Genomic DNA, 25141 nt, shown 5'->3' on the forward strand with positions numbered 1-25141 from the left:
AAAAATTAATTGGTTACCACTAAATTCACAATCAACAAAAGGATCGCCATAAATAGTACGGCGCCCAATACACCAGCAATGATGATGTGCACAAAACTCAAGCTTGCAACATCATTTTGCAATCCTGCTTTATTGCGAATCCCTAAAAACGCCCACAAAACGGCACGCATTGAACGAAAAAAACTAGGTTGCTTGTTCATAGTGACACTTTGCTCTTAGATTCTTTGACATTTGCAACAGGCTTAGGTATTCCGGTCTCAAAAAAGGTATACGACAGGGTGATTGTTTTAACGTCTTTTGGAAGATTGGGATCAACAATAAATACCACTGGCATTTGCCGAATCTGATGTGGGGTCAGGGCTTGCTCTTGAAAACAAAAGCATTCGATCTTCGTAAAAAACTCCGTTGCGGTCTTTGGAGCATAGCTGGGAATCGCTTGGGCTGCGACAGGTCGATCCAAAGTATTAACTACTTCATAAACGATCTCGTGCATCTCGCCTGGATGAACTTCAAGAAAGTTCTTAACCGGCTTAAAAGCAAATGGTCCACGACTATTGGAGTCAAATTCAATCGTGATCGTTCGGCTGTAATCCACCTGAGTATTGCCTGGCTTGCTTGCTCCATAAGCACGCACACCATAATTATTTTTGCTAGTGACAACATTAATGCCAGTCACTTCACAAAGGGCTTTGTATAAAGGCACCAAGGCATAACCAAATCCAAACATCAATACAGCAAGCAAAAGAAGCTTCAGTAGGATTTGCTTATTAAGGGCGCCTAGATTATTTGCCATATATCTAACCTAAGATCCAATACTTCAATACGATGCCCAAGAAAAAAGTCAACGCAATCGATAGCAAGACCGCCGCTAGGCGGCGGTTGCTCATCAAAGGATTCGATCGCTCGGTCACGTCAAGTGCCATTAGCTAATTTTGGGCGGCTGCTCAAATGTATGGAATGGCGCGGGTGATGGAACGGTCCACTCCAAAGTATTGGCTGTCTCCCATGGATTATCCGGAGCCTTCTTGCCATGACCACGGTATGCAGGGAGCACAACAAACAGCAGGAAATAAACCTGCATTAAGCCAAAGCCAAGACCACCGATCGAAGCAATTAAATTGAAATCAGCAAACTGGGTTGGATAATCTGCATAGCGACGTGGCATGCCTGCTAAACCCAAGAAATGCATTGGGAAGAAGGTGAGGTTAAAGAAGAACATCGAACCCCAGAAATGAACCTTGCCGCGGAACTCATCGGCCATACGACCAGTCCACTTTGGACACCAGTAATAAAAGCCTGCAAACATCGCAAAGAGCGAACCCGCCACTAGCACATAGTGGAAGTGGGCAACCACATAGTAGGTGTCTTGTAGACCAATATCAATTGGGGCCATCGCCAAAACCAGTCCAGTAAAACCACCGATCGTGAACACAAAAATAAATCCAATCGCCCATAGCATCGGGGTTTCAAAGGTCATTGACCCTTTCCACATGGTCGCAACCCAGTTAAAAATCTTTACCCCGGTTGGAACTGCAATGAGCATGGTGGCATACATAAAGAAGAGCTGACCAGTAACCGGCATACCAGTGGTAAACATGTGATGAGCCCAAACAATAAATGACAAGATTGCGATGGATGATGTGGCATAAACCATCGATGCGTAGCCAAACAAACGCTTTCTGGCAAATACAGGAACGACCTCACTGATAATGCCAAACGCGGGCAAGATCATGATGTAAACCTCTGGGTGACCGAAGAACCAGAAGATATGCTGATACATCACGGGATCGCCACCGCCAGCTGCAGAGAAGAAGCTGGTTCCAAAATGACGGTCAGTGAGAACCATAGTGATCGCGCCGGCCAGCACAGGCATCACAGCAATTAACAAATAGGCAGTAATCAACCAGGTCCAGCAGAACATTGGCATCTTCATGAGTGTCATACCAGGTGCGCGCATATTCAAGATGGTCACGATGATGTTAATCGAACCCATAATGGACGAGGCGCCTAACAAATGAAGTGCAAAGATGGCCATATCCATCCCCGGCCCCATTTGTAGGGTGAGCGGTGCATACAAGGTCCAGCCGCCTGAGGGTGCACCACCTGGTGCTAAAAATGAACCGAACAATAACAATGCAGCAACTGGCAAAATCCAGAAACTGAAGTTATTCATACGGGCGAATGCCATATCAGACGCGCCAATTTGCAAAGGAATCATCCAGTTTGCAAAACCCACGAAAGCCGGCATGATGGCACCGAACACCATCACCAAGCCGTGCATGGTGGTTAACTGATTAAAAAACTCGGGGCGCAAATATTGCAACCCAGGCTGAAACAGTTCCAAACGAATACCAAGCGCCATCACTCCGCCAGCCAGAAGGCTCACGAAGGCGAAGATCAAATACATCGTACCGATGTCTTTGTGGTTGGTTGCAAACAACCAACGACGCCATCCATGGGGATGGTCGTGGGCATGATCGTGTGCGTGATCGTGGGTTGTGGATATGGTGCTCATGATTTGCTCCGGTTTAATTCAATTCGTTATATAAGTTCAATTATTTGCCAGCACGAACAGAAGCGAACTCCTGGGTTTGAACAACTTCACCCGTCTTATTGCTCCATGCATTTCGGTAATAGGTCATTACAGCTGCCAAATCTCCATCAGAAATAACGCCACCCCATTTAGGCATCGCACCTTTACCGTTAATCAAAATATTGAAGTTGCCTGCTTTCGGACCCAAGGCAACTTTGCTGCCATCTAATGCAGGGAAAGCGCCGGCGCCCTTACCGTTGGCTTGATGGCAAGCAGCGCAATTGGCGGCATACACCTTAGCACCACGATCCATTTGCTCAGCCAAGGTGTAAACCTTGCTCGGATCATCCGCATTAGCAGCCATTTCTTTTTTCTTTTCAGCAACCCATTTGGTGTAGTCCTCATCAGAAACGACTCTAACTACGATGGGCATAAATGCGTGCTGCGCGCCACAAAGCTCAGAACATTGTCCACGGAAGGTGCCAATTTTTTCAGCTCTAAACCAGGTATCACGCACAAAGCCAGGAATTGCGTCTTGCTTTACGCCAAATGCAGGAACGGTCCATGCATGAATCACATCGTTCGCAGTTGTAATTAGACGAATTTTTTTATTCACAGGGACAACCATCTCATGATCGACTTCCATCAGATAGGTTGGACTCTTGGGCGCCAGATTATTAATCGCTTCGCGTGAAGTCGACATGGTCGAAAGGAAGCTAATACCTTCTCCCTCGCCCTTAATGTAGTCATAACCCCACTTCCACTGATAACCAGTGGTTTTAATGGTGATGTCTGCATTGGTGGTGTCCTTCATCGCAACTACTGTTTTGGTGGCGGGTAGAGCCATACCAATCACAATTAGCAGAGGAATGACAGTCCAAATAATTTCAACCGAAGTGCTCTCATGAAACGATGCGGGCTGGGCACCTTTGGATTTGCGATGCTTGTAAATCGAATAGAACATCACTGAGAAAACGCCGATAAAGATCACCAAACAAATGATCATCATCATCCAGTGCAACCAATGAATCTCTTCCATAATTTTGGTTGCAGGGGCGGGGAAATTGAGTTGATTTACTTTGGGGCCGCCTGGCATATCTTGCGCCGCAACAGTAAAACTCCAGATTCCAAAACCAAGGGCAAGCCAAATTTTTGTCAGCAATTTACGAATATTCATTTTTTTCTCAAATTTAAGAGCAGCGCACCTAATAAAGTCTGGTCGCTTGTCCAGCCACTAGTCACTAATTAGACACTGAATTATAGGATGATTTGCTTGACAGAAGTCATTTTGTGATTTCCTTTGGGGCAAACCCTATATGTAGATAATTAAATGTAAGTACTTACTTATAAATTAGCTATGGAACTATTTACGTTTAATTGCATCTACGCGAATATATGCTGATTTAGCATCCCCAGTACTGAGATTTTTTGCCAAAACCCAGGCATGTCCATAAACGATTTCCAGGGTCAGTTTTAAGGGGTCAGGAACCCTAAGTTGATGGAGTTGCATACCTGCAGAAATGAGCCCCAGAGCTAGGCCATCCTTATAAAGAGCCTGCCCAGTTTCGTACTCTAAATGAAGATATTCCATATCCATCACCGGGTCCGAATAGCGGTTTTGAACCAAGGCATCCCCAATATCGTGCATATCGAGGGCGCCTGGCAAGGTTTGCATTTGACTACCATCCGGGTTGGCATCCCGGAGTTCCTTACCTGTATCAGGGCCCAAATAGGCAAATGAAATCAAACCGCCTTCCTTTAGATGCTGGTGACAACTCGCCATCCAAGCGCTCGGGTTATTGAGATTTTGCAAACATAAATTACTGAGGATCAAATCGTAGGATGCATTGTCTGGAATCCCCTGATCCAGTAATCGGCCTGAGTTCAACAAAGGGCGACTGAGTACCTGTTTAAGTTTGATCCCCAATGGAATCCTTCCCTGAATTTGAGGATCAAGAATGGTGTCAATTTGCGCACTAGGAAAACGCTTCGCAAATGCCCTGCGATTTAAGCCAGAAAAATCGGGTTCGAGCAAAATGTGTTTCGGCATCAGCTTGATGGGCGCTAACTTATCAAGCATTCGCTCTTGAATCTCAGTTCGAAGCCATGAAAGAGAAGTGGTCATCGAATCAGTATACTCAGCGCCCCAATGAGCTGGCTTCGTACTGCAACCCAATATTTAATTCCGACACTGTGCATGGTGTGCGAGCAAGCACAAGCTGAAATTGTATGCTTTCCATGTCGCGATCGCATTGCTCAAAACCGCTTGCAATTTGGTCCATCCTGTCAGATTTGTGCGCTACCAATCGGGCCGCATCAATCACTTTGTGCTGCGTGTGAACAGGTAAAACCGGCCTTTGATCACGTGACTTATCTCGACCTCTATCAGGAACCATTACGTCAAACGCTTCACCTTTTAAAGTACCAAAAGAGGCTAGCATGCGCTAGTGGCTTTGCCCTCTTGTGGAATATATTTCATCAACATACTCTCAAAGCATGCGATGCGGATGTTTTAATTCCAGTGCCGCTAAATCCAACAAAATTAGCAGCGCGCGGCTTTAATCAAGCATGGGAAATCGCGAAACGGTTTGATCTTCCGAAATCCATCAGACGCATTCCAAACTTAGTGATTTGCCACCCAACCCACACTGCTCAAGCAAGTCTTAATCGTGCCGAGCGCACTGCATCGATGCGAGACCGTTTTGAATTGAAAGTTGGTGCAGCTTCTATGATTCATGACCAACATATCGTGGTTATTGATGATGTCATGACCACCGGCTCAACGATCCACTCGTTAGCAACAACTCTCAAAAAGTCTGGGGCAAAGCGGGTGAGCGCATGGACCATGCTTCGCACGCCTCCTTGGGAGTCTTAAGTGCAATATGATGCTGCTATGTTTAATGTCGTTTTATTTGAACCTGAGATCCCACCGAATACTGGGAACATCATCCGCCTATGTGCCAATACGGGTGCGCAATTGCATCTCATCAAACCACTTGGTTTTCCTCTTGAACACGCCAAATTGAAGCGCGCAGGCCTGGATTACCATGAGTTTGCCAATCTCAAGCTGTATGAGAACTGGTCCGATTTTCTAACAAGCACAAAGGCCGATTTGCAGCGTGTCTTTGCTTTAACGACTAAGGGGCAGCGCTCACTTCTTCATACAGAATTTCACTCAAACGATTACTTTGTATTTGGATCAGAGACCAAAGGCATTAGCGATCAGGTACGCGCTAGCATTCCTCGCGAGAATCACCTTCGATTGGCAATGCTTGCTAATAGTCGCAGCTTAAATCTCTCAAACTCTGTAGCGATCGTGGTTTATGAAGCATGGCGCCAACATCAATTCCAGGGCGGCGCTTAAGTTTCCGATTTAGGCCCGCGGCCCATTAAGGTCCGAACTCCATCCTCGGGACTCAGTTGACCATTGAGTACATGATTAACCGTGGCGCAAATTGGCATCTCAACCTGATGTTGTTTAGCTAAATCACTCACGGCTTGCGCACACAAGACACCCTCAGCCACATGACCAAGCGCGGCTAATATCCGGTCCAATGGCTCCCCGGCGGCAAGCGATAAGCCGACGCGCCGGTTGCGCGATAAATCACCTGTTGCGGTCAAAATAAGATCGCCCAAGCCAGCAAGTCCCATACAGGTCTCGCTCTTACCGCCGATAGCTTTAACTAACCGCATCATTTCTGCAAGACCTCGAGTTAACAAGGCAGCACGGGCATTCATACCCAATCCCAAACCATCGCCAATTCCAGCGGCAATCGCTAATACATTTTTAACGGCGCCACCAAGCTCAACGCCAATCAAATCATCGCTTGCATACACCCGAATATTTCCATGGTGAAACGCAGTTTGTACGCGCTGACAAAATTCAGATGCAGTGCTTGCAACCGTCAAAGCGCAAGGCAAACCCTCGCCAACTTCACGGGCAAAGCTAGGGCCTGACAAAACACCCACTGCATGCGCATGGGTGGCGAATCGTTCTTGTTCGCGGCCAACAACCTGATGGGGAAGTAGGGAGGTTTTGGGTTCCAACCCTTTGCAAAGCCACAAAATGTTGAAAGGGTGTTGTGCCGTTTTAAAAACATCAGCTACCGTAGCTGCTAACCCAGCCATTGGGGTCGCAATCACTAATAGGTCATCAGCCCCTAATCTGTTAACAGCTTTCTCAAAATCCGACTCAATCAATAATGATTTGGGTAACGCAATAGCTGGTAAATACTGTTTATTTTCTTGATCCCTGCGAAGGGCATCGGCGGCATTTGGGTTGCGCGCCCATAAGCAAACCGAATGGTGACTAGCAGCGGATATAGCAATGGCTGTACCCCATGCTCCTGCCCCTAGGACCGATATATTCATTAGTTGGGCAAAATAATTTTGCTCTCTGCCTCACCATTACCGGCTTGCGCTCCCTGAGCTGCCTGAGCCTGAGCCAAACGATGCTCATACATGCCATGAAAGTTGATATCGGCAAGATGAATAGGCTGAAAGCCGGCGCGACTAATAATATCGGCAACGTTTGAGCGCAAATACGGAAAGATGATGCTTGGGCAAGTGATGCCAAGCATTGGGTCAATTTGCTCAATCGGGATATTCTTAAACTCGAAAATACCGGCTTGCTTAGCTTCGACCAAGAACATGACCTTGCCCTCAACGCGAGCGGTGACTGTGCTCAAGAGGGCAACCTCAAATAACTCATCGCTTAGGCGATCAACCGCAATATCCAATTCCACCTGAATCTGTGGCTCACTCGCAACCAACAAAATACCGGGGGCATTGGGTTGCTCGAGTGATAAATCTTTTAGATAAACACGTTGGATGACAAACGAAGGCTCATTTGAACCTGTGGCTGAATTCGTTGCAGCATCACTCATACAAACTCTCTTTCCAATTAGAAATGGTTAGGCTAAAAGCGGATCAAGACCGCCTGCACGATCTAATGCTGCTAGATCATCGTAACCGCCAATATGACGATCACCGATATAAATTTGTGGAACAGTCCTGCGACCTGTGCGAGTCATCATTTCTTCTCGCTTGGCTGGATCGACATCAATTAATATTTTTTGTAAATTCTGAACACCCTTTTTTTGTAAAAGTTTCTCAGCCATCACGCAGTAAGGGCAAACGCGGGTGCTGTACATCAAAACGTCTGGCATCGCTTCCCCATTAGGATTTAATCAGCGGCAACCCGGAGGTTTGCCAAGCGTTGATACCGCCCTCTAAAACACCCACTTCGGTATACCCAAGATTGCGAAGCTCTTTAGCTGCTTTCTGAGAATGAGCCGGGCCCCGACCAATCACCACAACAGGATATTTTTGATCGATTTTCATGGTTTTCAAGCTAGCGCCTAAGCTCTCCAAGGCGATATTTTTGGCATTTGGCAAATGGCCTAATTTAAAATCTTCCTCGGTCCGCAAATCGATCACATTGGCCTTGCGACGGTTAATCCAAATGGTCGCATCGGTGGGGGTTAGACCCTTGCCACTAATTAGGGTTGATAATGTTGGCATGAATAAAGCCGTGCCCGAAATGATCATTAAGGCGGCCAGTACGAGGTTGTCTGTTTGAGCTAAGAAGTCCATTGTCAGATTATAGAATGCATCTATGAAACAACTCATCCTAGTCCGCCACGGACAATCCGCCTGGAATCTTGAGAATCGGTTTACTGGATGGGCCGATATTGACCTAACGCCAACAGGCGTTGAGCAATCCCAACGGGCTGGCCAGCTTCTGAGGGATGCTGGTTATGACTTTGATATTGCCTATACCTCGGTTCTAAAGCGCGCCATCCGAACCTTATGGAACATCCAAGATGCCATGGATCTAATGTGGGTGCCTGTGGTCCATAGCTGGCGATTAAACGAACGGCACTACGGTGCACTGACCGGGCTCAATAAGGCAGAGACTGCAGCTAAATTTGGGGATGAGCAAGTCCATATCTGGAGGCGCTCCTATGCCATCGCCCCGCCTCCATTAAGCCCAGAGCAGCGCGCTGAGCTCGCCAGTGACCCCCGCTACACCAAGCTTAATCATGAGGATATTCCCCATGGGGAGTGCCTAAAAGACACCGTCAGTCGTGTTTTACCCCTCTGGAATGAGTCGATCGCTCCGGCTCTCAAACTTGGTAAACGGGTTATTCTGGTCGCCCATGGTAATAGCATCCGCGCCCTCATGAAGCACATTGATCAGGTATCAGATGAGGCGATCATGGAGGTCAATGTGCCTAACGGTAATCCCCTCATTTATGAACTGGACGATGAACTTCGTCCAATACAACATTTCTATTTAGAGGCAAAATAGCTAAATGCGTCAGTTATTTAGAAATATTGTCCTAATTAGTATTGGCTTGATTGCCGGAATTGCGGCAACCATCCAGTTCTCTGCGACCGCGCAGCAGGGTACCAGTACCCTGCCGCTCGATGAGTTACGCACGCTCTCGAATGTCTTTGGGCAAATTAAGCGTGAGTATGTCGAACCCATTGACGACAAACAATTACTCACCGATGCAGTTAAAGGAATGGTCAGCAGTCTTGATCCGCACTCCGCTTATCTCGACAAAAAAGATTTTGCAGAAATGCAAGAGCAAACCGCTGGTAAGTTTGCTGGCCTTGGTATTGAAATTACTTCTGAAGATGGTTTAGTAAAAGTGCTTAATCCAATCGAAGGCTCTCCTGCTGCTAAAGCCGGTCTTCAAGCAGGCGATCTCATTACCCGCCTAGACGATAAACCAGTACGCGGCATGTCGCTTGATAAAGCCGTTCGAACCATGCGTGGTACGCCGGGTACCAAAATTACCTTAACGATTTTCAGAAAAAGTGAAGAGCGCACTTTTCCCGTCACCATCACCCGCGCTGAGATCAAAGTACAGTCGATTCGAGCAAAAATTGTGGATAACAATATTGCATGGGTTCGCATTACTAGCTTTCAAGAGCGCACCGTTCCAGACCTTGCTAAGAAATTAGCAGAGCTTGCCGCTAAAGATCCGAGCTTAAAAGGGTTGGTATTAGATCTGCGTAATAACGGTGGTGGACTACTGCAAGGCGCAGTCGGTGTTGCAGCCGCTTTCTTGCCTCCGGGCTCAGTGATTGTCTCAACCAAAGGCCAAGCGCCAGACTCGCGCCAAGTATTTAATGCAGTTCCCGCTATGTATAAATTAAGTGAATCGAATGATCCACTCGATGAGGTGCCGCCGCTTTTTAAGAAAATCCCAATGGTCGTGCTTGTCAATGCCTACTCCGCATCTGCCTCTGAAATCGTTGCGGGTGCACTGCAAGATTACAAACGTGCCACTATTCTGGGAAAGACCACCTTTGGTAAGGGATCCGTGCAGACTGTTCGGCCACTCAGTAGCGACTCGGCACTCAAAATTACTACCGCTTATTACTACACGCCCAATGGTCGCTCAATCCAAGCATTTGGGATTAAACCCGATATTCCGGTGGATCAGAATAAGGACGGTGACCCTGAAGATGTATTAATTACACGAGAGATTGATAGCGAAAAGCACTTGCGTAATAAACAATCCTCAGAAGAAGCATTGATCAAAGATCGCGAGAAACGGCGTCTGCAAGAATTGCAATTGATTGAAGAGCGCAATGCAAAGAAAACGCCAGAGGAGCGTGAGAAAGAAAAGAATCGTCGCCCACCTGAGTTTGGTAGCAATGATGACTTCATGCTGCAACAAGCCATTGCCTTTCTGAACGGTCAAACTGTCAAGCGCTCGGCTTCTAAACTCGAGTAATTGAGTTGCTCATGAATGACGAGCAACTCCTTCGCTATTCGCGTCATCTACTTCTCGATGAAATTGACATCGTAGGTCAAGAGCGCCTGTTAAGTTCCCACGTACTGATCATTGGCGCTGGTGGTTTAGGCTCTGCGTGCGCCCCTTATCTAGCTGCCGCTGGCATTGGAAGAATTACTCTAATCGACCATGATCATGTCGAGCTTACTAACCTTCAGCGTCAAATCATGCACCAAGACAATAGCATTGGCATGAGTAAGGTGGCCTCAGGCAAACGTTTTCTGAAAAGCTTAAATCCCAGCTGTCAGGTTGAAGCGCTTGAAAAAAGGCTTGATGAACCCTTACTCAAAGAGCTGCTTGGTAATGTTGATGTGGTGGTTGACTGTACTGATAACTTTTCGACCCGACACCTGATTAATCGGGTATGCGTTACCCATGGAAAAGTATTGGTCTCAGGCGCCGCATTACGCTTTGATGGTCAGGTGAGCGTATTTGATTTTAGCGATCCAAACTCACCATGCTATGCCTGCGTCTTCCCACCAGATCCTAATTATGTTGAAACCAACTGTGCCAGCATGGGGGTCTTTGCACCTCTAGTAGGCATTATTGGAACTATTCAGGCGGCGCAAACTCTGCAAGTCATTATTGGTTTTGGAGAGCCGTTAATCGGGCGCTTGCTGATCTGGAATGCCCGCACGACCCAGATCGATGAAATTAAACTCGCACGCCATCACGCTTGTCCAGTGTGCGGACCAGGCACGCACTAATGAATTGAATTTAGTCGATTAAATAGAATGCTTTGCTCAACTGGCTCGTAAGCCGCCAGTAACTCATCAATATGCATCTTCAACTTGCGGGTATCGGCCTGCATGATCTCGCGCTTAACCAATAAGAGCTGACTAAAGTGCATTGAGAAATCGGTCAATCCCATCGCCAATAAGAGCTTTGTCAAGGCAGGATCACCCGCCATCTCGCCGCATACTGCAATCGGCACATTGGCTCGGTTTGCCTCACGAATAATTCCGGCAATTAAATTGAGTACTGCCGGATTTAATGGGTCGTATAGGTGAGCAACCGCATGATCGGCACGATCAATCGCCAAGGTGTACTGAATCAAATCATTGGTACCAATTGATAAATAATCAAAGTGTTTGACAAAGAGCGGCATCATCAAGGCGGCGGCTGGAATCTCAATCATTGCTCCTACCTGAATATCTGGATTAAACGCCTTGCCCCGCTCTTGTAATTGCTGTTTAGCCTTTTCAATGAGCCGCAAACTTTCATGAATCTCCTGTGCATGGGCCAGCATTGGCAATAACAGTCGAACTTGGCCATGTGCGGATGCTCGTAATATGGCGCGCAATTGAGTTAAAAATATCTCGGGCTCAGACAATGACCAACGAATGGCGCGCAAACCCAGAGGAGATGTTCCAGTAGTACCAGTTTCAGCTCCCGCGACTGCTTTATCAGAGCCAATATCAATCGTACGAATATTCACTGGCAAACCAAACATTGCCTCCACCGCACGGGTGTATTCCTGATATTGCTTCTCTTCATCCGGAAGACCGTGTTCTTGGTTCATAAACAAGAACTCAGACCGAAATAATCCAATGCCAACCGCACCTAATTCCAGAGCATGTTTTGCATCTTCTGGTAACTCAATATTGGCAAATAACTCGATCTCAACACCATCTTTGGTGCGGGTTGGGCTGTACTTAAGCTCTTGTAGCTTTTCAGACTCCAGGCGTTTTTCAGCCTGAAGACTTCGATACTGAGCCAGAAGCATCTCATCGGGAGCAACCACCACAATGCCGCGGTCCCCATCAATCACAATCCAATCGCCGTGCTCAATCATGTCGCTGGCATGGCGTATACCTACGACTGCTGGTATTTCTAAGCTACGCGCCACAATCGCGGTGTGAGAGGTTTTGCCACCTAAATCGGTTACAAATCCGCCCAGCGCATTCTCTTTAAAGCGCAACATGTCATGAGGTGCAATATCATGCGCAACCACAATCATGTCATCCTCAAAGTGTCCGGTAATTAGGCCCTCGCCACCAATCACGGTCTGACGGTTATGCGACTGCAATGCCTTTAAGACTCGCTCAGCGACCTGCCGAATATCATTGCCACGTTCTTTTAAATAGGGATCATCCATTTCAGCAAACAGCTCAAGCAAGTCATTGAGCTCGGTGGTCAGAGCCCAAGCAGCATTTAGGCGTTTTTGCCGAATCAAGGCTAAGGGCTTCTCAGCTAAGGTTGGGTCCGAGAGGATTAATTGATGAACATCCAAAAATGCTGCCATCTCCTGTGGAGCATCTTTGGGTAAAGCGGCTTTAAGGGTATTGAGTTCTTGGCGCACGCAATCAAACGCTTCGAGTAATTTATTAGCTTCGGCTTCTTCGGTCCCAGGCTCAATCAGGTAGTGACTAACCTCAAGGGCGGCTCTCGAAATTAATACGGCCTTACCAATCGCAATACCTTTAGAGACGGCAATACCGTGAAGAGCAAAGGTCATTCCTACTCGCCCTCACCAAATCGATCTTGAATCAACTCACAAATTTTCTTTAGGGCTTCGTCTTCTTTCTCGCCAACGGTCTCGATCGTAACGGTACTACCCATGCCAGCAGCAAGCATCATTACACCCATAATGCTTTTGGCATTAATGCGTCGGCCATTCTTGCTCATAAATACCTCGCACGGGTACTGACTAGCGAGTTGCGATAATTTTGCGGACGCGCGTGCATGCAGGCCAAGCTTATTAATGATTTCAATATCAAGTTTTGGCATCGCTCGTTCCTGCATTCTGATTCAATTTAAGTTCATCATCGGTTATGGAAGAGGGTGCTCCTAAACGAATAATCCCATTTTGACCACCCTGCATGGCTTTAAGAGCAACCGATTCAACTCCGGTACCTCGATAAGAAATCGCCCGCATAAGCATTGGCAAGTTCACGCCAGCTAACACAATCACCTTGCATGAAAAGAGTCCAGATTTGGCAAGCCGAGTGGCAACATTCGCTGGGGTAGCGCCCATAACGTCCGTTAAAACTAATATGCCATATTCACTTTGGACCTGGGTGGCGGCTTCATAGACGCGATCAAAACTAATCTTGGTGTCTTCATGCGGAGGAATATCAACTGCAGCCATACGAACCGGCACCTTGCCATAAGTATGCTCAACAAAACCAAGCATGGACCCGGCAATAGGGGTGTGGGCAACAATTAGGATTCCTGGCACCTTAAATGAGCTCCTTTTGAAGCAATGTAAGCCATTTTTGAGCAATATCCAAATTCGTTTGTTGAGTGATTTCCACAAAACAGGTGGGGCTTGTCACATTAATCTCGGTCAAGTAACCGCCGATCATGTCAAGGCCCACCAAGAACAAGCCGCGCTTAGCGAGAATAGGGGCTAAATGATTGGCAATTTCCTCTTCGCGTGCGGTCAGAGCCATGGCTAAACCTTTGCCACCAACGGCTAAGTTCCCGCGAATCTCTGAGCCCTGCGGTATACGCGCCAAAGCATAAGGCATGACCTCACCACCAATGAGCAAAACGCGCTTATCGCCCGAGGTAATTTCGGGCAAGTAACGTTGGGCCATTAGAGTACGTGCGCCGTTCTCACCAAGGGTTTCAACAATGCTTCCTAAATTAAGGCCATCGGGTCCCACCCGAAATACGCCCATGCCACCCATACCATCGAGTGGCTTAATAACAATGTCGTGATGCAGCCGATGAAAATCGCGGATCGCATGAATATCGCGCGTCACTAAACTCGGGGGGATAAATTGTGGGAACTCCGTGATCGAGAGTTTTTCAGAATGATTGCGAACTGCATCCGGTGAGTTAAATACCCGCGCTCCTTGTAAAACAGCTGCCGATAGGATCCAGGTGCTCGTCAAATACTCTACCGTGAATGGTGGATCTTGGCGCATTAAGACCGCTGAAAAGTACTCCAATGGATACTCCTCAAATGAACCCAGGGCATACCAATGCTCACCATCCAAAAGTTCAATTGTTTGGCAACGTGCTCTGGCCTTGCCTTGTCCCCAAACCAAGTCATGGCTTTGGGTATACCAAATCGCATGCCCTGCAGCCTGTGCGGCACGCATCATGGCCAGAGTGCTATCTTTCTCGACCTTAAATGAATCGAGTGGATCAGCAATAAACAAAAACTTCATGGCCAGACTTAAGCGGCCTCGGCATCCGGATCGGTGCGCTCAAGCTCAAGTGATGCAGCCAGCAGAGCCAAACGCGCTACAACGCCATATAAGTAGAATCGGTTTGGTGCTGCGCTACCTGGCTTTGCTCTCATATCGGGCATCGCGTTTTGCTCAAACGCGAGCGGCACAAAATGCATGCCAGGTGCATTCAAATTCTCATCGGGTCCACGGTCGGTATGAACCCGATAAAAACCCCCAATAACATAACGATCGATCATATAAACCACAGGTTCGGCCACGGCCTCATTAACCTTCTCAAAGGTATAAACACCTTCTTGAACAATCACGTCACTGACCGCAAGACCCTCTTTAACGATGCTCATCTTATTGCGATCACGGCGATTTAAGTTCTTTAAATCATTGGGGTCGTGCGCAATCATCACACCCATTCCATAGGTTCCAGCGTCGGGCTTAACAACCACATAGGGCTTATCTTTAATGCCGTACTCACGGTATTTCTTAGCAGTCTTTTTAAGAACTTGATCAACGGCTGCGAGCAATTGCTCTTCACCCTTTTGCTCATGAAAATCCATCCCCGTACAACGGGCGTAATACGGATTAATCATCCACGGATCAATATTGATTAGTTTGGCAAATTTCTTCGCTAACTCTTCATACGCCTGAAAGTGATTAGACTTTCGACGAATCGGCCAGCCGGCATGCAGCCCCGGGAGCAAGTACTGCTCGTACACATTCTCGAGGATTGGCGGAATGCCCGCGGATAAATCATTGTTAAGCAAAATAGAGCAAGGATCAAAATCCTTGAGTCCCAAACGGGTCTTGCGTAAACCTAGGCGCGTTAGTGGCTCTAAAACTAATTTGCCACCCTCTGGCAACTCGATGGTGGTTGGTTTTTTAATATCGTCCGATAGGGTACCCAAACGAACATTTAATCCCGCTTGGCGCAGAATCGATGATAAGCAAGCAATATTCTGTAGATAGAAGGTATTGCGAGTATGCCGCTCAGGGATCAACAATAAATTTTTGGCCTCTGGGCAGATTTTCTCAATCGCTGCCATCGCAGCCTGAACGGCCAAAGGCAACATTTCGGGAGATAGATTATTAAACCCACCCGGAAATAAATTGGTATCAACTGGAGAGAGCTTAAATCCAGAATTCCGCAGGTCGACCGAGCAATAAAACGGTGGAGTATGCTCCTGCCACTCCAAGCGAAACCAGCGCTCAATCGTTGGGGTTGCTTCGAGTACTTTCGACTCGAGCTCTAAGAGAGGGCCACTTAAGGCGGTAATAAGATGCGGGACCATATCCGCATTGTAAGTTTTTTGAAAGAAAGACGCGGAATCTTGCGATTCCGCGCTTAAAAACTAGGCAACCAACCAGTGCCGCCTAGTGAGGGGTAAAAAACAACAAATCACTATTGCCATGCCACACTACCAACTACTATTTGATGTCTGGGTTTGCTGGAATCACTAAAAACCACCAAACCCATTACATCAGAATGCTTATTTTGAATAAGCGGTCTCACCGTGCGAGACAAGATCGAGACCTTCACGCTCTTGATCTTCGTTCACACGTAAACCAATCACGATATCAACAATCTTGTACGCAATCACAGAAATAATTGCGCTCCAGATAATAGTGATACCGACACCTTCAGCCTGGATCAATACTTGACTAGCGATTGAGAAATCCGCATCACCTGTTCCACCCAGACTTGGGGCCGTGAACACTCCGGTTAGGATCGCACCAATGATGCCACCTACACCGTGAACGCCGAACACGTCTAAGGAGTCATCCGCACCGAGCATTTTCTTCAAACCACTCACACCCCAGAAACAAACGAATCCGCAAACAAGTCCAATCACAATTGCGCCCATTGGACCGACTGTGCCGCAAGCTGGAGTAATACCAACCAATCCTGCAATCGCACCAGATGCTGCACCTAACATCGAGGCCTTACCTCTAAACATAGTCTCAGCGATATTCCAAGCCAAAACTGCAGCAGCAGGAGCAAGCAAGGTGTTAATGAATGGCAAGGTTGCGGTTGCATTTGCTTCCAAGTTTGAGCCCGCATTAAATCCAAACCAGCCCACCCAGAGAAGTGATGCACCAACCATGGTCAGGGTCAGGCTATGCGGCGTCATTGCATCTTTACCGTAACCAATCCGCTTGCCAATCATGTAGGCACCAATTAAACCTGCGATACCAGCGTTAATATGAACCACGGTGCCGCCAGCAAAGTCGAGATCGCCCTTACCAAGCAGATAGCCTCCTGGGCCCCAAACCATGTGAGCGATTGGGAGGTAGGCGAAGGTGAACCAGATTGCACAGAACAAAAGCACTGCTGCAAATTTCATTCTCTCAGCAAACGAGCCAACAATCAGACAGGCAGTAATGCCGGCAAAGGTTGCCTGAAAAGCAATAAAAATTAATTCAGGGATCTTAGAGGTGTCGGTAAAAGTATCCGATAAGGACTCGATCGTAACGCCCGATAAAAAGAGCTTACTAAAGTCACCAATAAATAGCCCTTCGCCACCAAATGCTAACGAGTATCCATAGATCACCCACAAGATAGCAATCAATGAAAACACCGTCATGACCTGCATCAAGACCGAGAGCATGTTTTTGCTGCGGACCAAGCCACCATAAAACAAGGCCAAGCCTGGAACAACCATCATGATGACCAAGATGGTACTTAACATCATCCAAGCAATATCTGCTTTTTCAACAGTCGCTTTTACTTCTGGAGCAGCGGCTGCAGCAGTTGCAGCGGCGGCAGCGATTGGCTCAGGAGCAGCCAATGCAGCAGACGTTGCCACTACACCAGTGACGCCAATGGCTAGAGCCACTGCGCCACTCGTTAGGACTTTTTTTATCCAATTCAACATGTTTAACCCCTTATAGTGCTGAGGTACCGGTTTCACCGGTACGAATACGAACGACATGTTCGATTGAAGAGACAAAAATCTTGCCATCACCAATCTTGCCCGTGCGTGCTGATTTCTCAATCGCCTCAATGGCGCGATCGAGAATGCCGTCTTCTACCGCAGCTTCAATGCGAACCTTGGGTAAAAAATCAACTACATACTCAGCACCGCGATACAACTCGGTGTGACCCTTTTGTCGACCAAAGCCTTTCACCTCTGAAACGGTGATGCCTGAAACCCCAACTTCTGAGAGAGCCTCACGCACCTCGTCAAGCTTGAAAGGCTTGATGATTGCGGTAATCATTTTCATGCATATCTCCTAGATAGTGAGGGGGATTAGAAGGTTTTGGTGAGGGCAACAACGGCGCTTCCACGACCAGCCCAGTTTGTTGGTGCATTTGTACCAGCGCCAGCAGTAAACCATTCTCTATTCGCATTTGTGCTGATATAGGAAGCTGAGAGTGACAAGCCGCCTCCAAAATCTTTAGTTACACCCAATTTCCAGTCTGTGTAACTTAAATTATTTAGAGTTTGAGGATATCCTGGGATAGTTGTATTTGGCTGTCCAGCAATATATTGGTAACCAATATGACCATTGGCTGTTAATCCCCATATTCCCGTGTCATAGTTCACAGTTAAGTCGGGATAAAACGATCCACTACTATTTGGAATTCCAAATAATGATGTAACAGCATAAGAAAATTTAACAAATCCACTTACGGGCCCAAATGTAAAGTTCTGGGCTGCGTACAGCTCGGTTGTATTTGGATTATTAATAAATGTAAAAGTTCCCTTGTTTGGGTAGTAATACTGAAGCACACCAAAATCAGAGGCAAATCCTGGGGCAATCAGCTCCTTTTTAAATCCGGCATAAAAATCCATTTCGACAGGTGCTGTAACTGTTGGCACTTGATTATTAATCCAGCTGATGGTTGAGTTCCAGTTTCCAATATAGAAGCCACTCTCATGGGCATAATCAAATCCTCCTTGAATAGCAGGTTGGCCATTGGTTTGACTAATTCCTCGATACTTGTAGTCGTTAGTAATTGTTACGTTTGCAGAGATTGGGCTCTTCTCTTCAGCTGGTGCTGATTGCGCCATAGCACCGCCTGCCAATGCAGAGATCGCTAAAGCGAGCGTGGTTTTCTTAAAAGTGTTCATAAATACTCCCTTCTGGTTGAATGAAAAAATGCACTACACATTTAGTCATGCAATAAGCGTGCCAGGTTATTAAATATTGTTTTAAATCAGGTACTTATTTAATTTTTTGGCTTTGGATTTGACTAAATTGGGGCTTAATTTGGTGAATATCTGGGTTTCTTTGGGCTTTTGCACCAAATGAATGCATCATTTGGGGTCATTTTGTGCACCACCTTTGGGCATGCAAGGTCTTTAGGTTCGCCCTACAATTCGCTTATGCAAAAACCCAGTCAACTATTCGAGCAAATGCAGACCATTGCGGTCGATATGCAAAACAAGATTGGTGAGGTGATTCGTAACTCACCTGCCAAAGACATTGAAAAAAATGTCCGGGCCATGATGACCCAGGGTTTTCAGCGCATGGATTTGGTTACACGCGAAGAGTTTGATATTCAGTCCAAGGTCTTGGCTAAGACTCGTGAGAAATTAGAGGCGCTTGAAGCAAAAGTAGCTGCCCTCGAAAACAAGTCGTAATGATTTAGATCTTTACGACCTCATCTTCAGCTTCATCATCTCGAAAGAAGGTGGCTGGAAAATATTTGGGTGCAATCAAGAACCAAATAAAGCCAGCAATCTGCACCACTAGAAATACCGCTAGCGCCAAATCATAAGCGCTGCTTTTGTTCCAACCCAAAGCAATGCCCAAATCCAATAAATGACCAATACCCCATTGCACAATAAAAGCGCCAATAAAGAGTGTTAAGTTATAGGTGGTGCTGACTCTTCCCGAATAGTGTTTCGGGAAATACAAAACAATAATGCTCTGCGCCAACACAAACGAGGCGCAGGTAATCGCAAATAAATACCACCAGATCCATACCAAGGGCGTTTGCCAAAAATACGCGCAGGCCTGCATGATCATCGATGCGCCAACCATCCAGGTCATGTAGCGCATCGTATCAACTCCGCGCTTGGCTAATTTTGGCAAGATCCAAGCATTAAAGAGATAGGCAAAGAGGAGTACGGTGTTAAATCCAAATACGATTTGTGCGGCAGTGCTTGGGCGATACTCCATCACCTCAATGAGCCATGGGCCAAACCATAAGGTTTGTATCGCAATAAATCCGCCATAACAAAATGTGCCCAGTGGCAAGATGCGCCAGAAAAATGGATTGGTCAGAATTGGCTGATAACTTTGCCACGATAAATTCGCTTGTGCGCTGGGTATTTCGTGATTTGTGTGCTGATGTTGCTGATTTTGTTTTCGTACCGGTAAACCAAAGTACAGAATCAGGATTGCCAGAAATGACAAGCCAGCAAGTACCAAAAAGACTCCGCGCCAACCGATATAAGGCGTGACCAGATGAACTGGCCATGTGCTTGCTAGGGCACCACTGGTACCAAACACCAACATGGCTGAAGCTAATTGTCCTTGTTGAGAGGGCGCGTACCAAGCCCTAAATCCTGAGAATGCAGCCATTAGACAGGCGGACACCCCCATTCCAATTAAGACCCGTGCAATCACTAATGTGTTGAAGTTCTCGGCCAAGGCAAAAATAATGGCTCCAATCACAGCAAGGGTCATCACCCAAACTTCAGTAATCCGTGGGCCAAAGCGATCTAGCGCCAAACCCAAGGGAATTTGTGTCATTCCAAAGCCAACAAAATAGGCTGAGGACAAGAGTCCTAAATCCGCGTTGCTAATTTCGAGATCGCGCACAAGATCTGGAGCGATCACCACATTGATCGTACGAAATGCATACGACATAAAGTAGGCCATGGCAAAGCATAAGAAAATCCGCAATGCAAAGCTGCCCTCTAGGGGTAGCTTTAGATGATCATTGGGTCTGCCATACCAATGGGAATAATGCGCCCGACTCATTTAGTGCTTAGTTTGGTCGAAACTCATCAAAAAATATAGCGATGTTTTCTTGACTGAGGAGAGACTCTAATTGACTGGACTGCCCCGTGCGAATGACGCTAACTTGGTAAAGGTTCACAAAATCATTGGCAGCCGGTCTAATTAACCACCGTACCCGCATCACCTTTTTACTCTCAGGAAGACTTAAATAATAGTCTTGCGTGACTTGTTTAGCTTGACCCGCTGGGCCAATTCGGCTGGTGGCATCTTTGACCAGATTAAATTGGGTTGTGTTTGCCTGTCGTAGCAGGGTATTTTTTAACATCTGCTCAACCTGTGTAACCTGAGTCGCAATCGTGGCTGGGATTTGTGTGGTCATCACCGCAAATACATCCTCATCGACTTTGGCGAACTCCAGAGTTTGCTTTAGAGACGTTGTTTGATAGGTAATGTCGCGCTCAATTAGTTGGGGCTTACTCGGAAACATCACCGAATAACCCTGAGCATCGTTTTTAATGGTACGCCAATCAAATTGAGGGCTACACGCTACGATGAGAGTACAAAGGGTAGCTAGCCCAAATATGCGTATTGCCCTATACAACGCCAGCCTCATGGGCTTGTTGATCAGCGTGATAACTTGAGCGCACCATCGCACCAACCGCTGCATGGCTAAAACCCATCGCATACGCTTTTTGCTCAAACTCTTTAAAGGTATCTGGGTGTACATACCGCAATACTGGTAAGTGGTGATTTGAGGGGGCAAGGTACTGACCAATGGTGAGCATATCAATATCATGCGCGCGCATATCCTGCATGACCTCCAAGATCTCCTCATCGGTTTCGCCCAATCCAACCATCAAACCACTCTTAGTCGGTATCTGTGGAAAGCGTGCTTTGAAGTCTTTCAATAGCTTTAATGAATGTGGATAGTCTGATCCTGGTCTCGCTTGCTTATATAAGCGCGGTACGGTTTCCAGGTTATGGTTCATGACATCAGGCAAGCCTTGTGGATCACTAGCAAATATATCGAGAGCCTTCTCAAGTCGTCCCCGAAAATCAGGCACCAAAACCTCAACACGAGTTGACGGTGAAAGCTCTTTGGTTCGTCGGATGCAATCGACAAAATGCTGTGCGCCGCCATCACGCAGGTCATCACGATCAACACTTGTAATCACCACGTAGGAAAGTTTGAGTGCAGCTATTGTCTTCGCGAGATTAATCGGTTCTTGCGTATCCAAGGGGTCAGGTCTGCCATGCCCCACATCGCAGAACGGGCAGCGTCGCGTACATTTATCGCCCATGATCATAAAGGTGGCTGTGCCTTTACCAAAACACTCACCAATATTAGGACAGCTTGCCTCTTCACATACAGTGACCAACTGGTTCTCACGCAAAATCTGTTTAATCTCATTAAAGCGCGAACTACTCGATGCGGCCTTCACCCGAATCCAGTCCGGCTTTTTTAAGGTCTCGGCTAGAGGCACGATCTTAATTGGAATCCGCGCAGTCTTGTCTGCCGATTTTTGTTTTTGCAGGGGATCGTATTCTTTTTTTAGATCGCTCATCAAACAGGTTCCAGTTGCAACTGCTGTTGTAGGTGATTCAGTAAATTTCCTGCAACGGTATCGATATTCTCGCTGATTCCAAGCGACTTGAGATCAATCGTTTTTAAGCCCTCATAGCCACAGGGGTGGATTGCCTCAAAGGGTGATAAGTCCATATCAATATTCAGTGCTAGACCGTGGTAACTACATTGTTTAGTAATTTTAAGCCCCAGGGCTGCAATCTTGGCACCCCAAAGGGACGGTGATACCTGAGGCTGCTCACTAAGATAAATGCCAGGAGCACCGGACTTACGCTCAGTGATTACCTTGTAATCAATTAGGGTCTGGATAAGCGCTTCCTCAATGCGCGAAACCAGCTCTTTGACATAGAGCTTCTTACGCTTAAGATCAAGTAATAAATAAATCACGATTTGGCCTGGCCCGTGATAGGTAATCTCACCGCCACGATCAACTTCAATAAGAGGAATAGAATCAATCGGAGTATGTAAATTACTTGACTCTCCAGCCAAGCCCAAGGTAAAGACCGGAGGATGTTGCAAGACCCACACTTCATCAATCGTCGTCGCAGAGCGCTCTTGTGTAAACCGTTGCATGGATTCAAAAGCTTCTTGGTATCCCACCATGCCCAAGAACCGAATTTGTACTGGGCTAGCCTGCATAGCAACTCACTAGAGTACGACGCTCACCAAGGGATGGGTGGATAGGGTTCGATAGATTTCATCGAGCTGCTCACGACTGGTTACATGCACTGTAATGGTTAGACCCAGATAATTACCATCACGCGATGGTCGCTCTTCAATGCTTGTCTCCTGAAAATCCGGATCAAATTGCTTGGCAATATGAATCACGGCTGGCAAAAACTCGGGGGCTGCTTTACCCATTACCTTGATTGGAAAATCACAAGGGTACTGAATCAGGGACTCTGCAGGAGTATTGGTGTTCATGATGATGTTCTCGGAAAGCCCAACCAGTTAGACAAAATAATATTGCGTATGCAGTGCAACTTACGATGAAAAAAATGATCGGCTCCTGGTACCACATGCACAGTTAATTCTTGAGGACGAGTCCAATCAAATACCGCACTCAATGGAATGGTCTCATCATTTTCCCCATGAATCACAATCGTATCGGTGGGAACACGTTCGGCCAGCTCCCACTTGCCTGCTGCGCTACCCACCATGACAAAGCGCTCTACCGGTCGTCCAAGCTCAGCTAGTTTTTGAACCAAATGGGTGCCCACATAACTACCAAAGGAGAAACCGGCTAGCACCAATGGCAATTGATTGACTTGGGTAATCCAAAGCTGCTCATTAGCATTTGGTAGGCTTTGAGTCCAAGCTCCTGGCGTGCGCATCCAATCACTAATGCAAATCAGGTCGTCAAGCTCACCACGCCCCTCATCATGGACGCCTTCTGATAAACCAACCCCCCGAAAATTTGGTCTCACGCATACATAATCCAACTGATTAAACGTTCTTGCTAAGGTCTGCACCACCTTGTTATCCATGGTGCCACCGAGTAAGGGATGGGGGTGAGCAATCAAGGCCAATCCTCGCAACTCAGTATGGGGATTTTGTTTAAGGCTCTCTGGCAAATCAATCGAGAGCTGAATCTGGCCCACTGGGCCAGAAATCGTAATGGTTTGGGTCCGACTGTTCATGCCATGCCTAATCGCTCAATTAAATCATTAAACGTTCGACAGGCTTACCTTGCATCAAATGAGAGTCGATAATTTCTTCTACATCTTCGGTATCGATCATCGAATACCACACACCCTGGGGATAAACTACCATAACGGGGCCGTTCGCACAATGATCTAAACAACCTGCTTTATTCACACGTACCTTACCTGCACCGTTGAGTCCCAATTCTTTGACTCGTTTTTTAGTGAAATCAAACAAGGCTTGGGCATTGTGCCGAGCACAGCAATCATCGCCATTACTCCGCTCATTTAAACAAAAGAATAGGTGGTATTGATAGCTCATCCTAGAAATTATATCGATGGATGACGCTTCTAGCCGAACTCACTGATTTGCGCGTCGGGCGAAATGAATCAACCAAATGAATGCCACTGGCAACCACAGCCAAGACAGCCATTGCATTAAATCGTTGAGATGGGCTAAACGGCTGTGATTCCATCGAGGCAAGCTAATGGTGAAGTAGGGATTATCTGGGAAATAGTTCACTAAAATCATAAGAGCAACTAAAGCGCTGATACAGGCAATGAGCCGAATGCTAGTTGAACAGCGCATAAAAATACTAGCCAGAAGACTACTGAGCACCATCCCCCAAATTGCACCCACACTTAACCACACAAAGCCAAATTCCGACCCAAACTGTAAAGATGTAAATAAGGATTTGATCGTGATCGTGATCGCCAATAATCCTGCAAGTATTGGTAGTTTAGGAATATTGTTGCGAAGTGCTAAAGAAAAGAATAGGCAAACGCCAAACCAACTAAGGCCGGTTACTAAAGCCTCATAAATCGTGTGGTGCATTCCATCCAAACCCCAGCTTGCAACCGGATTGATACCTAGACCTAAAAAGCCCATGCCTAACCATGCACTTTGGGGATAAATTTGTGCGAACGGAAACAAAATGAATAGGGCAACACTTAACCAACGTGTACCAAACCAGTAATCAAAGCGCTTACGCAGTGCAGTTCCAGATAACCAATGTGGGCCTAAAGGTTGAGCTAATAGTGCACCAATTAAGGCACCCATTAAATTAGCGATCCAATCAATTTGTGTCGGTACTCGGGTGGGTAACCAACTTTGTGCACTCTCGATCGCACCCGATAGAAGGGCGCTGAATACTAAGGCAATGGCAATTGCTCGAAATCCTTGCCAGCGAGGATAAAGAGCGAACACCAAAATAAAGCCCAAGGGAATGTATCCCAAGACATTGATCGTCACATCAAATAAGGTAATGTATTTAGGCAGGGGGCCCGACCACCACGCAAATGGATCCAAACCAAACTTCCAATCCACATTAAAAGGGTTTAAACATCCATAGCCAATGAGCAAGACATAAATGATGGCGATTGCCCGAGCCAGCGGCATTGCCTGCAAAGGCCAATGGATACGCTGAGGCACTCTTGGCGTATCAGTAGGTTCTTGAGTAAGGTCTTTTTTGGCTTTGCCTGACATAAGTACCCATTCTATCGAGACCTTTCTA

32 protein-coding genes are annotated in these 25141 nt (G+C 46.8%); 6 read left to right on the plus strand and 26 right to left on the minus strand.

The genetic code is table 11. The features are described 5' to 3' along the window. Positions 1-5: 5 nt before the first annotated feature. The 6 genes from QUE64_RS08455 to QUE64_RS08480 form a co-directional block, all read right to left on the minus strand. Complete coding sequence (locus QUE64_RS08455; protein WP_108509149.1) at positions 6-200, minus strand: DUF2970 domain-containing protein; 195 nt, start codon at positions 198-200, stop codon at positions 6-8. After that, positions 197-793, minus strand: coding sequence for a cytochrome c oxidase assembly protein (locus QUE64_RS08460; RefSeq protein ID WP_286223605.1), 597 nt, complete (start codon positions 791-793; stop codon positions 197-199). Before QUE64_RS08460 ends, QUE64_RS08455 begins: the two co-directional genes overlap by 4 nt. A 4-nt stretch (positions 794-797) precedes the next feature. Further along, positions 798-923, minus strand: coding sequence for a cytochrome oxidase small assembly protein (locus QUE64_RS08465; protein ID WP_286223606.1), 126 nt, complete (start codon positions 921-923; stop codon positions 798-800). Beyond that, positions 923-2515 (minus strand): cytochrome c oxidase subunit I, encoded by a 1593-nt coding sequence (gene ctaD, locus QUE64_RS08470; protein WP_286225315.1) that lies wholly within the window; start codon positions 2513-2515, stop codon positions 923-925. The genes QUE64_RS08465 and ctaD overlap by 1 nt, the downstream gene beginning before the upstream one ends. 40 nt (positions 2516-2555) lie before the next feature. Beyond that, entirely contained in the window at positions 2556-3629 is a 1074-nt protein-coding gene (gene coxB / locus QUE64_RS08475; RefSeq protein ID WP_286226208.1) for a cytochrome c oxidase subunit II, read from the minus strand. A gap of 267 nt (positions 3630-3896) precedes the next feature. Next, positions 3897-4658, minus strand: coding sequence for a methyltransferase domain-containing protein (locus QUE64_RS08480; RefSeq protein WP_286225316.1), 762 nt, complete (start codon positions 4656-4658; stop codon positions 3897-3899). A 24-nt stretch (positions 4659-4682) separates the two neighbouring features. Between QUE64_RS08480 and QUE64_RS08485 the strand changes: the two genes are divergently transcribed. After that, entirely contained in the window at positions 4683-5408 is a 726-nt protein-coding gene (locus QUE64_RS08485; RefSeq protein ID WP_286225317.1) for a ComF family protein, read from the plus strand. A gap of 18 nt (positions 5409-5426) precedes the next feature. After that, entirely contained in the window at positions 5427-5897 is a 471-nt protein-coding gene (gene trmL / locus QUE64_RS08490; RefSeq protein ID WP_286226210.1) for a tRNA (uridine(34)/cytosine(34)/5-carboxymethylaminomethyluridine(34)-2'-O)-methyltransferase TrmL, read from the plus strand. On the opposite strand, the gene QUE64_RS08495 is transcribed toward trmL, so the two are convergent. The 4 genes from QUE64_RS08495 to QUE64_RS08510 are packed head-to-tail and all read right to left on the minus strand — an operon-like array spanning position 5894 to position 8128. Then, positions 5894-6904 carry an NAD(P)H-dependent glycerol-3-phosphate dehydrogenase gene (locus tag QUE64_RS08495; protein WP_286225318.1) on the minus strand — a complete coding sequence of 337 codons (1011 nt, stop codon included), beginning with the start codon at positions 6902-6904 and terminating at the stop codon, positions 5894-5896. The two genes, trmL and QUE64_RS08495, sit on opposite strands and share 4 nt — an antisense overlap. Next, the gene (secB, locus tag QUE64_RS08500; RefSeq protein ID WP_108509157.1) at positions 6904-7419 is read right to left on the minus strand and encodes a protein-export chaperone SecB; all 516 of its coding nucleotides are present in this window, start codon (positions 7417-7419) and stop codon (positions 6904-6906) included. The genes QUE64_RS08495 and secB overlap by 1 nt, the downstream gene beginning before the upstream one ends. A 27-nt stretch (positions 7420-7446) precedes the next feature. Continuing rightward, positions 7447-7701: a glutaredoxin 3 gene (grxC, locus tag QUE64_RS08505; protein WP_286223613.1), complete on the minus strand. Its 255-nt coding sequence runs from the start codon at positions 7699-7701 to the stop codon at positions 7447-7449. Positions 7702-7711: 10 nt separating this feature from the next. Further along, complete coding sequence (locus QUE64_RS08510) at positions 7712-8128, minus strand: rhodanese-like domain-containing protein (RefSeq protein WP_286225319.1); 417 nt, start codon at positions 8126-8128, stop codon at positions 7712-7714. 22 nt (positions 8129-8150) lie between these two features. Between QUE64_RS08510 and gpmA the strand changes: the two genes are divergently transcribed. Genes gpmA through QUE64_RS08525 form a run of 3 tightly spaced genes read left to right on the plus strand, consistent with a single transcriptional unit; the run spans position 8151 to position 11054 of the window. Next, on the plus strand, positions 8151-8846 hold the full coding sequence (gpmA, locus tag QUE64_RS08515; RefSeq protein ID WP_286225321.1) for a 2,3-diphosphoglycerate-dependent phosphoglycerate mutase: 696 nt from the start codon (positions 8151-8153) through the stop codon (positions 8844-8846). A gap of 4 nt (positions 8847-8850) precedes the next feature. Next, on the plus strand, positions 8851-10287 hold the full coding sequence (locus tag QUE64_RS08520; RefSeq protein ID WP_286225322.1) for a S41 family peptidase: 1437 nt from the start codon (positions 8851-8853) through the stop codon (positions 10285-10287). A gap of 11 nt (positions 10288-10298) precedes the next feature. Then, positions 10299-11054, plus strand: a complete 756-nt coding sequence (locus tag QUE64_RS08525) for a HesA/MoeB/ThiF family protein (protein ID WP_286225324.1) — start codon at positions 10299-10301, stop codon at positions 11052-11054. On the opposite strand, the gene ptsP is transcribed toward QUE64_RS08525, so the two are convergent. The 8 genes from ptsP to QUE64_RS08565 form a co-directional block, all read right to left on the minus strand. After that, positions 11051-12805, minus strand: a complete 1755-nt coding sequence (ptsP, locus tag QUE64_RS08530) for a phosphoenolpyruvate--protein phosphotransferase (RefSeq protein ID WP_286225325.1) — start codon at positions 12803-12805, stop codon at positions 11051-11053. The two genes, QUE64_RS08525 and ptsP, sit on opposite strands and share 4 nt — an antisense overlap. A 2-nt stretch (positions 12806-12807) precedes the next feature. Next, the gene (locus QUE64_RS08535) at positions 12808-13077 is read right to left on the minus strand and encodes an HPr family phosphocarrier protein (protein WP_286225326.1); all 270 of its coding nucleotides are present in this window, start codon (positions 13075-13077) and stop codon (positions 12808-12810) included. Beyond that, a complete protein-coding gene (locus QUE64_RS08540; protein ID WP_286225327.1) occupies positions 13064-13528 on the minus strand; it encodes a PTS sugar transporter subunit IIA in 465 nt (154 codons plus the stop codon). Before QUE64_RS08540 ends, QUE64_RS08535 begins: the two co-directional genes overlap by 14 nt. Position 13529: 1 nt before the next feature. Further along, on the minus strand, positions 13530-14468 hold the full coding sequence (gene gshB / locus QUE64_RS08545; protein WP_286225328.1) for a glutathione synthase: 939 nt from the start codon (positions 14466-14468) through the stop codon (positions 13530-13532). 8 nt (positions 14469-14476) lie between these two features. Continuing rightward, on the minus strand, positions 14477-15775 hold the full coding sequence (gene gshA, locus QUE64_RS08550) for a glutamate--cysteine ligase (protein WP_286225329.1): 1299 nt from the start codon (positions 15773-15775) through the stop codon (positions 14477-14479). Positions 15776-15973: 198 nt separating this feature from the next. After that, entirely contained in the window at positions 15974-17359 is a 1386-nt protein-coding gene (locus QUE64_RS08555; protein ID WP_286225330.1) for an ammonium transporter, read from the minus strand. Positions 17360-17369: 10 nt separating this feature from the next. Next, a complete protein-coding gene (locus tag QUE64_RS08560; protein WP_108509169.1) occupies positions 17370-17708 on the minus strand; it encodes a P-II family nitrogen regulator in 339 nt (112 codons plus the stop codon). A 26-nt stretch (positions 17709-17734) separates the two neighbouring features. Further along, positions 17735-18559 carry a TorF family putative porin gene (locus QUE64_RS08565; protein ID WP_286225333.1) on the minus strand — a complete coding sequence of 275 codons (825 nt, stop codon included), beginning with the start codon at positions 18557-18559 and terminating at the stop codon, positions 17735-17737. 255 nt (positions 18560-18814) lie between these two features. Here QUE64_RS08565 and QUE64_RS08570 point away from each other — a divergent pair, with 255 nt between their 5' ends. Next, positions 18815-19072: an accessory factor UbiK family protein gene (locus tag QUE64_RS08570; protein ID WP_286225334.1), complete on the plus strand. Its 258-nt coding sequence runs from the start codon at positions 18815-18817 to the stop codon at positions 19070-19072. A 4-nt stretch (positions 19073-19076) separates the two neighbouring features. On the opposite strand, the gene QUE64_RS08575 is transcribed toward QUE64_RS08570, so the two are convergent. The 8 genes from QUE64_RS08575 to QUE64_RS08610 form a co-directional block, all read right to left on the minus strand. Next, positions 19077-20420, minus strand: a complete 1344-nt coding sequence (locus tag QUE64_RS08575; RefSeq protein ID WP_286225335.1) for an MFS transporter — start codon at positions 20418-20420, stop codon at positions 19077-19079. Between the two features lie 7 nt (positions 20421-20427). After that, positions 20428-20889, minus strand: a complete 462-nt coding sequence (locus QUE64_RS08580) for a hypothetical protein (protein ID WP_286225337.1) — start codon at positions 20887-20889, stop codon at positions 20428-20430. A 103-nt stretch (positions 20890-20992) separates the two neighbouring features. After that, complete coding sequence (lipA, locus tag QUE64_RS08585) at positions 20993-21964, minus strand: lipoyl synthase (protein WP_286225339.1); 972 nt, start codon at positions 21962-21964, stop codon at positions 20993-20995. Further along, complete coding sequence (gene lipB / locus QUE64_RS08590; protein ID WP_286225340.1) at positions 21964-22623, minus strand: lipoyl(octanoyl) transferase LipB; 660 nt, start codon at positions 22621-22623, stop codon at positions 21964-21966. Before lipB ends, lipA begins: the two co-directional genes overlap by 1 nt. Before the next feature lie 9 nt (positions 22624-22632). Further along, positions 22633-22908, minus strand: coding sequence for an HP0495 family protein (locus QUE64_RS08595; RefSeq protein ID WP_286223630.1), 276 nt, complete (start codon positions 22906-22908; stop codon positions 22633-22635). Then, positions 22905-23624 carry an alpha/beta hydrolase gene (locus QUE64_RS08600; RefSeq protein ID WP_286225341.1) on the minus strand — a complete coding sequence of 240 codons (720 nt, stop codon included), beginning with the start codon at positions 23622-23624 and terminating at the stop codon, positions 22905-22907. The genes QUE64_RS08595 and QUE64_RS08600 overlap by 4 nt, the downstream gene beginning before the upstream one ends. A gap of 19 nt (positions 23625-23643) precedes the next feature. Beyond that, positions 23644-23949 carry a (2Fe-2S) ferredoxin domain-containing protein gene (locus tag QUE64_RS08605; RefSeq protein WP_108509177.1) on the minus strand — a complete coding sequence of 102 codons (306 nt, stop codon included), beginning with the start codon at positions 23947-23949 and terminating at the stop codon, positions 23644-23646. A 39-nt stretch (positions 23950-23988) separates the two neighbouring features. Next, the gene (locus QUE64_RS08610; protein WP_286225342.1) at positions 23989-25113 is read right to left on the minus strand and encodes a VanZ family protein; all 1125 of its coding nucleotides are present in this window, start codon (positions 25111-25113) and stop codon (positions 23989-23991) included. Positions 25114-25141: the final 28 nt, after the last annotated feature.

The organism is Polynucleobacter sp. HIN7 (assembly GCF_030297595.1).
Taxonomy (GTDB): domain Bacteria; phylum Pseudomonadota; class Gammaproteobacteria; order Burkholderiales; family Burkholderiaceae; genus Polynucleobacter.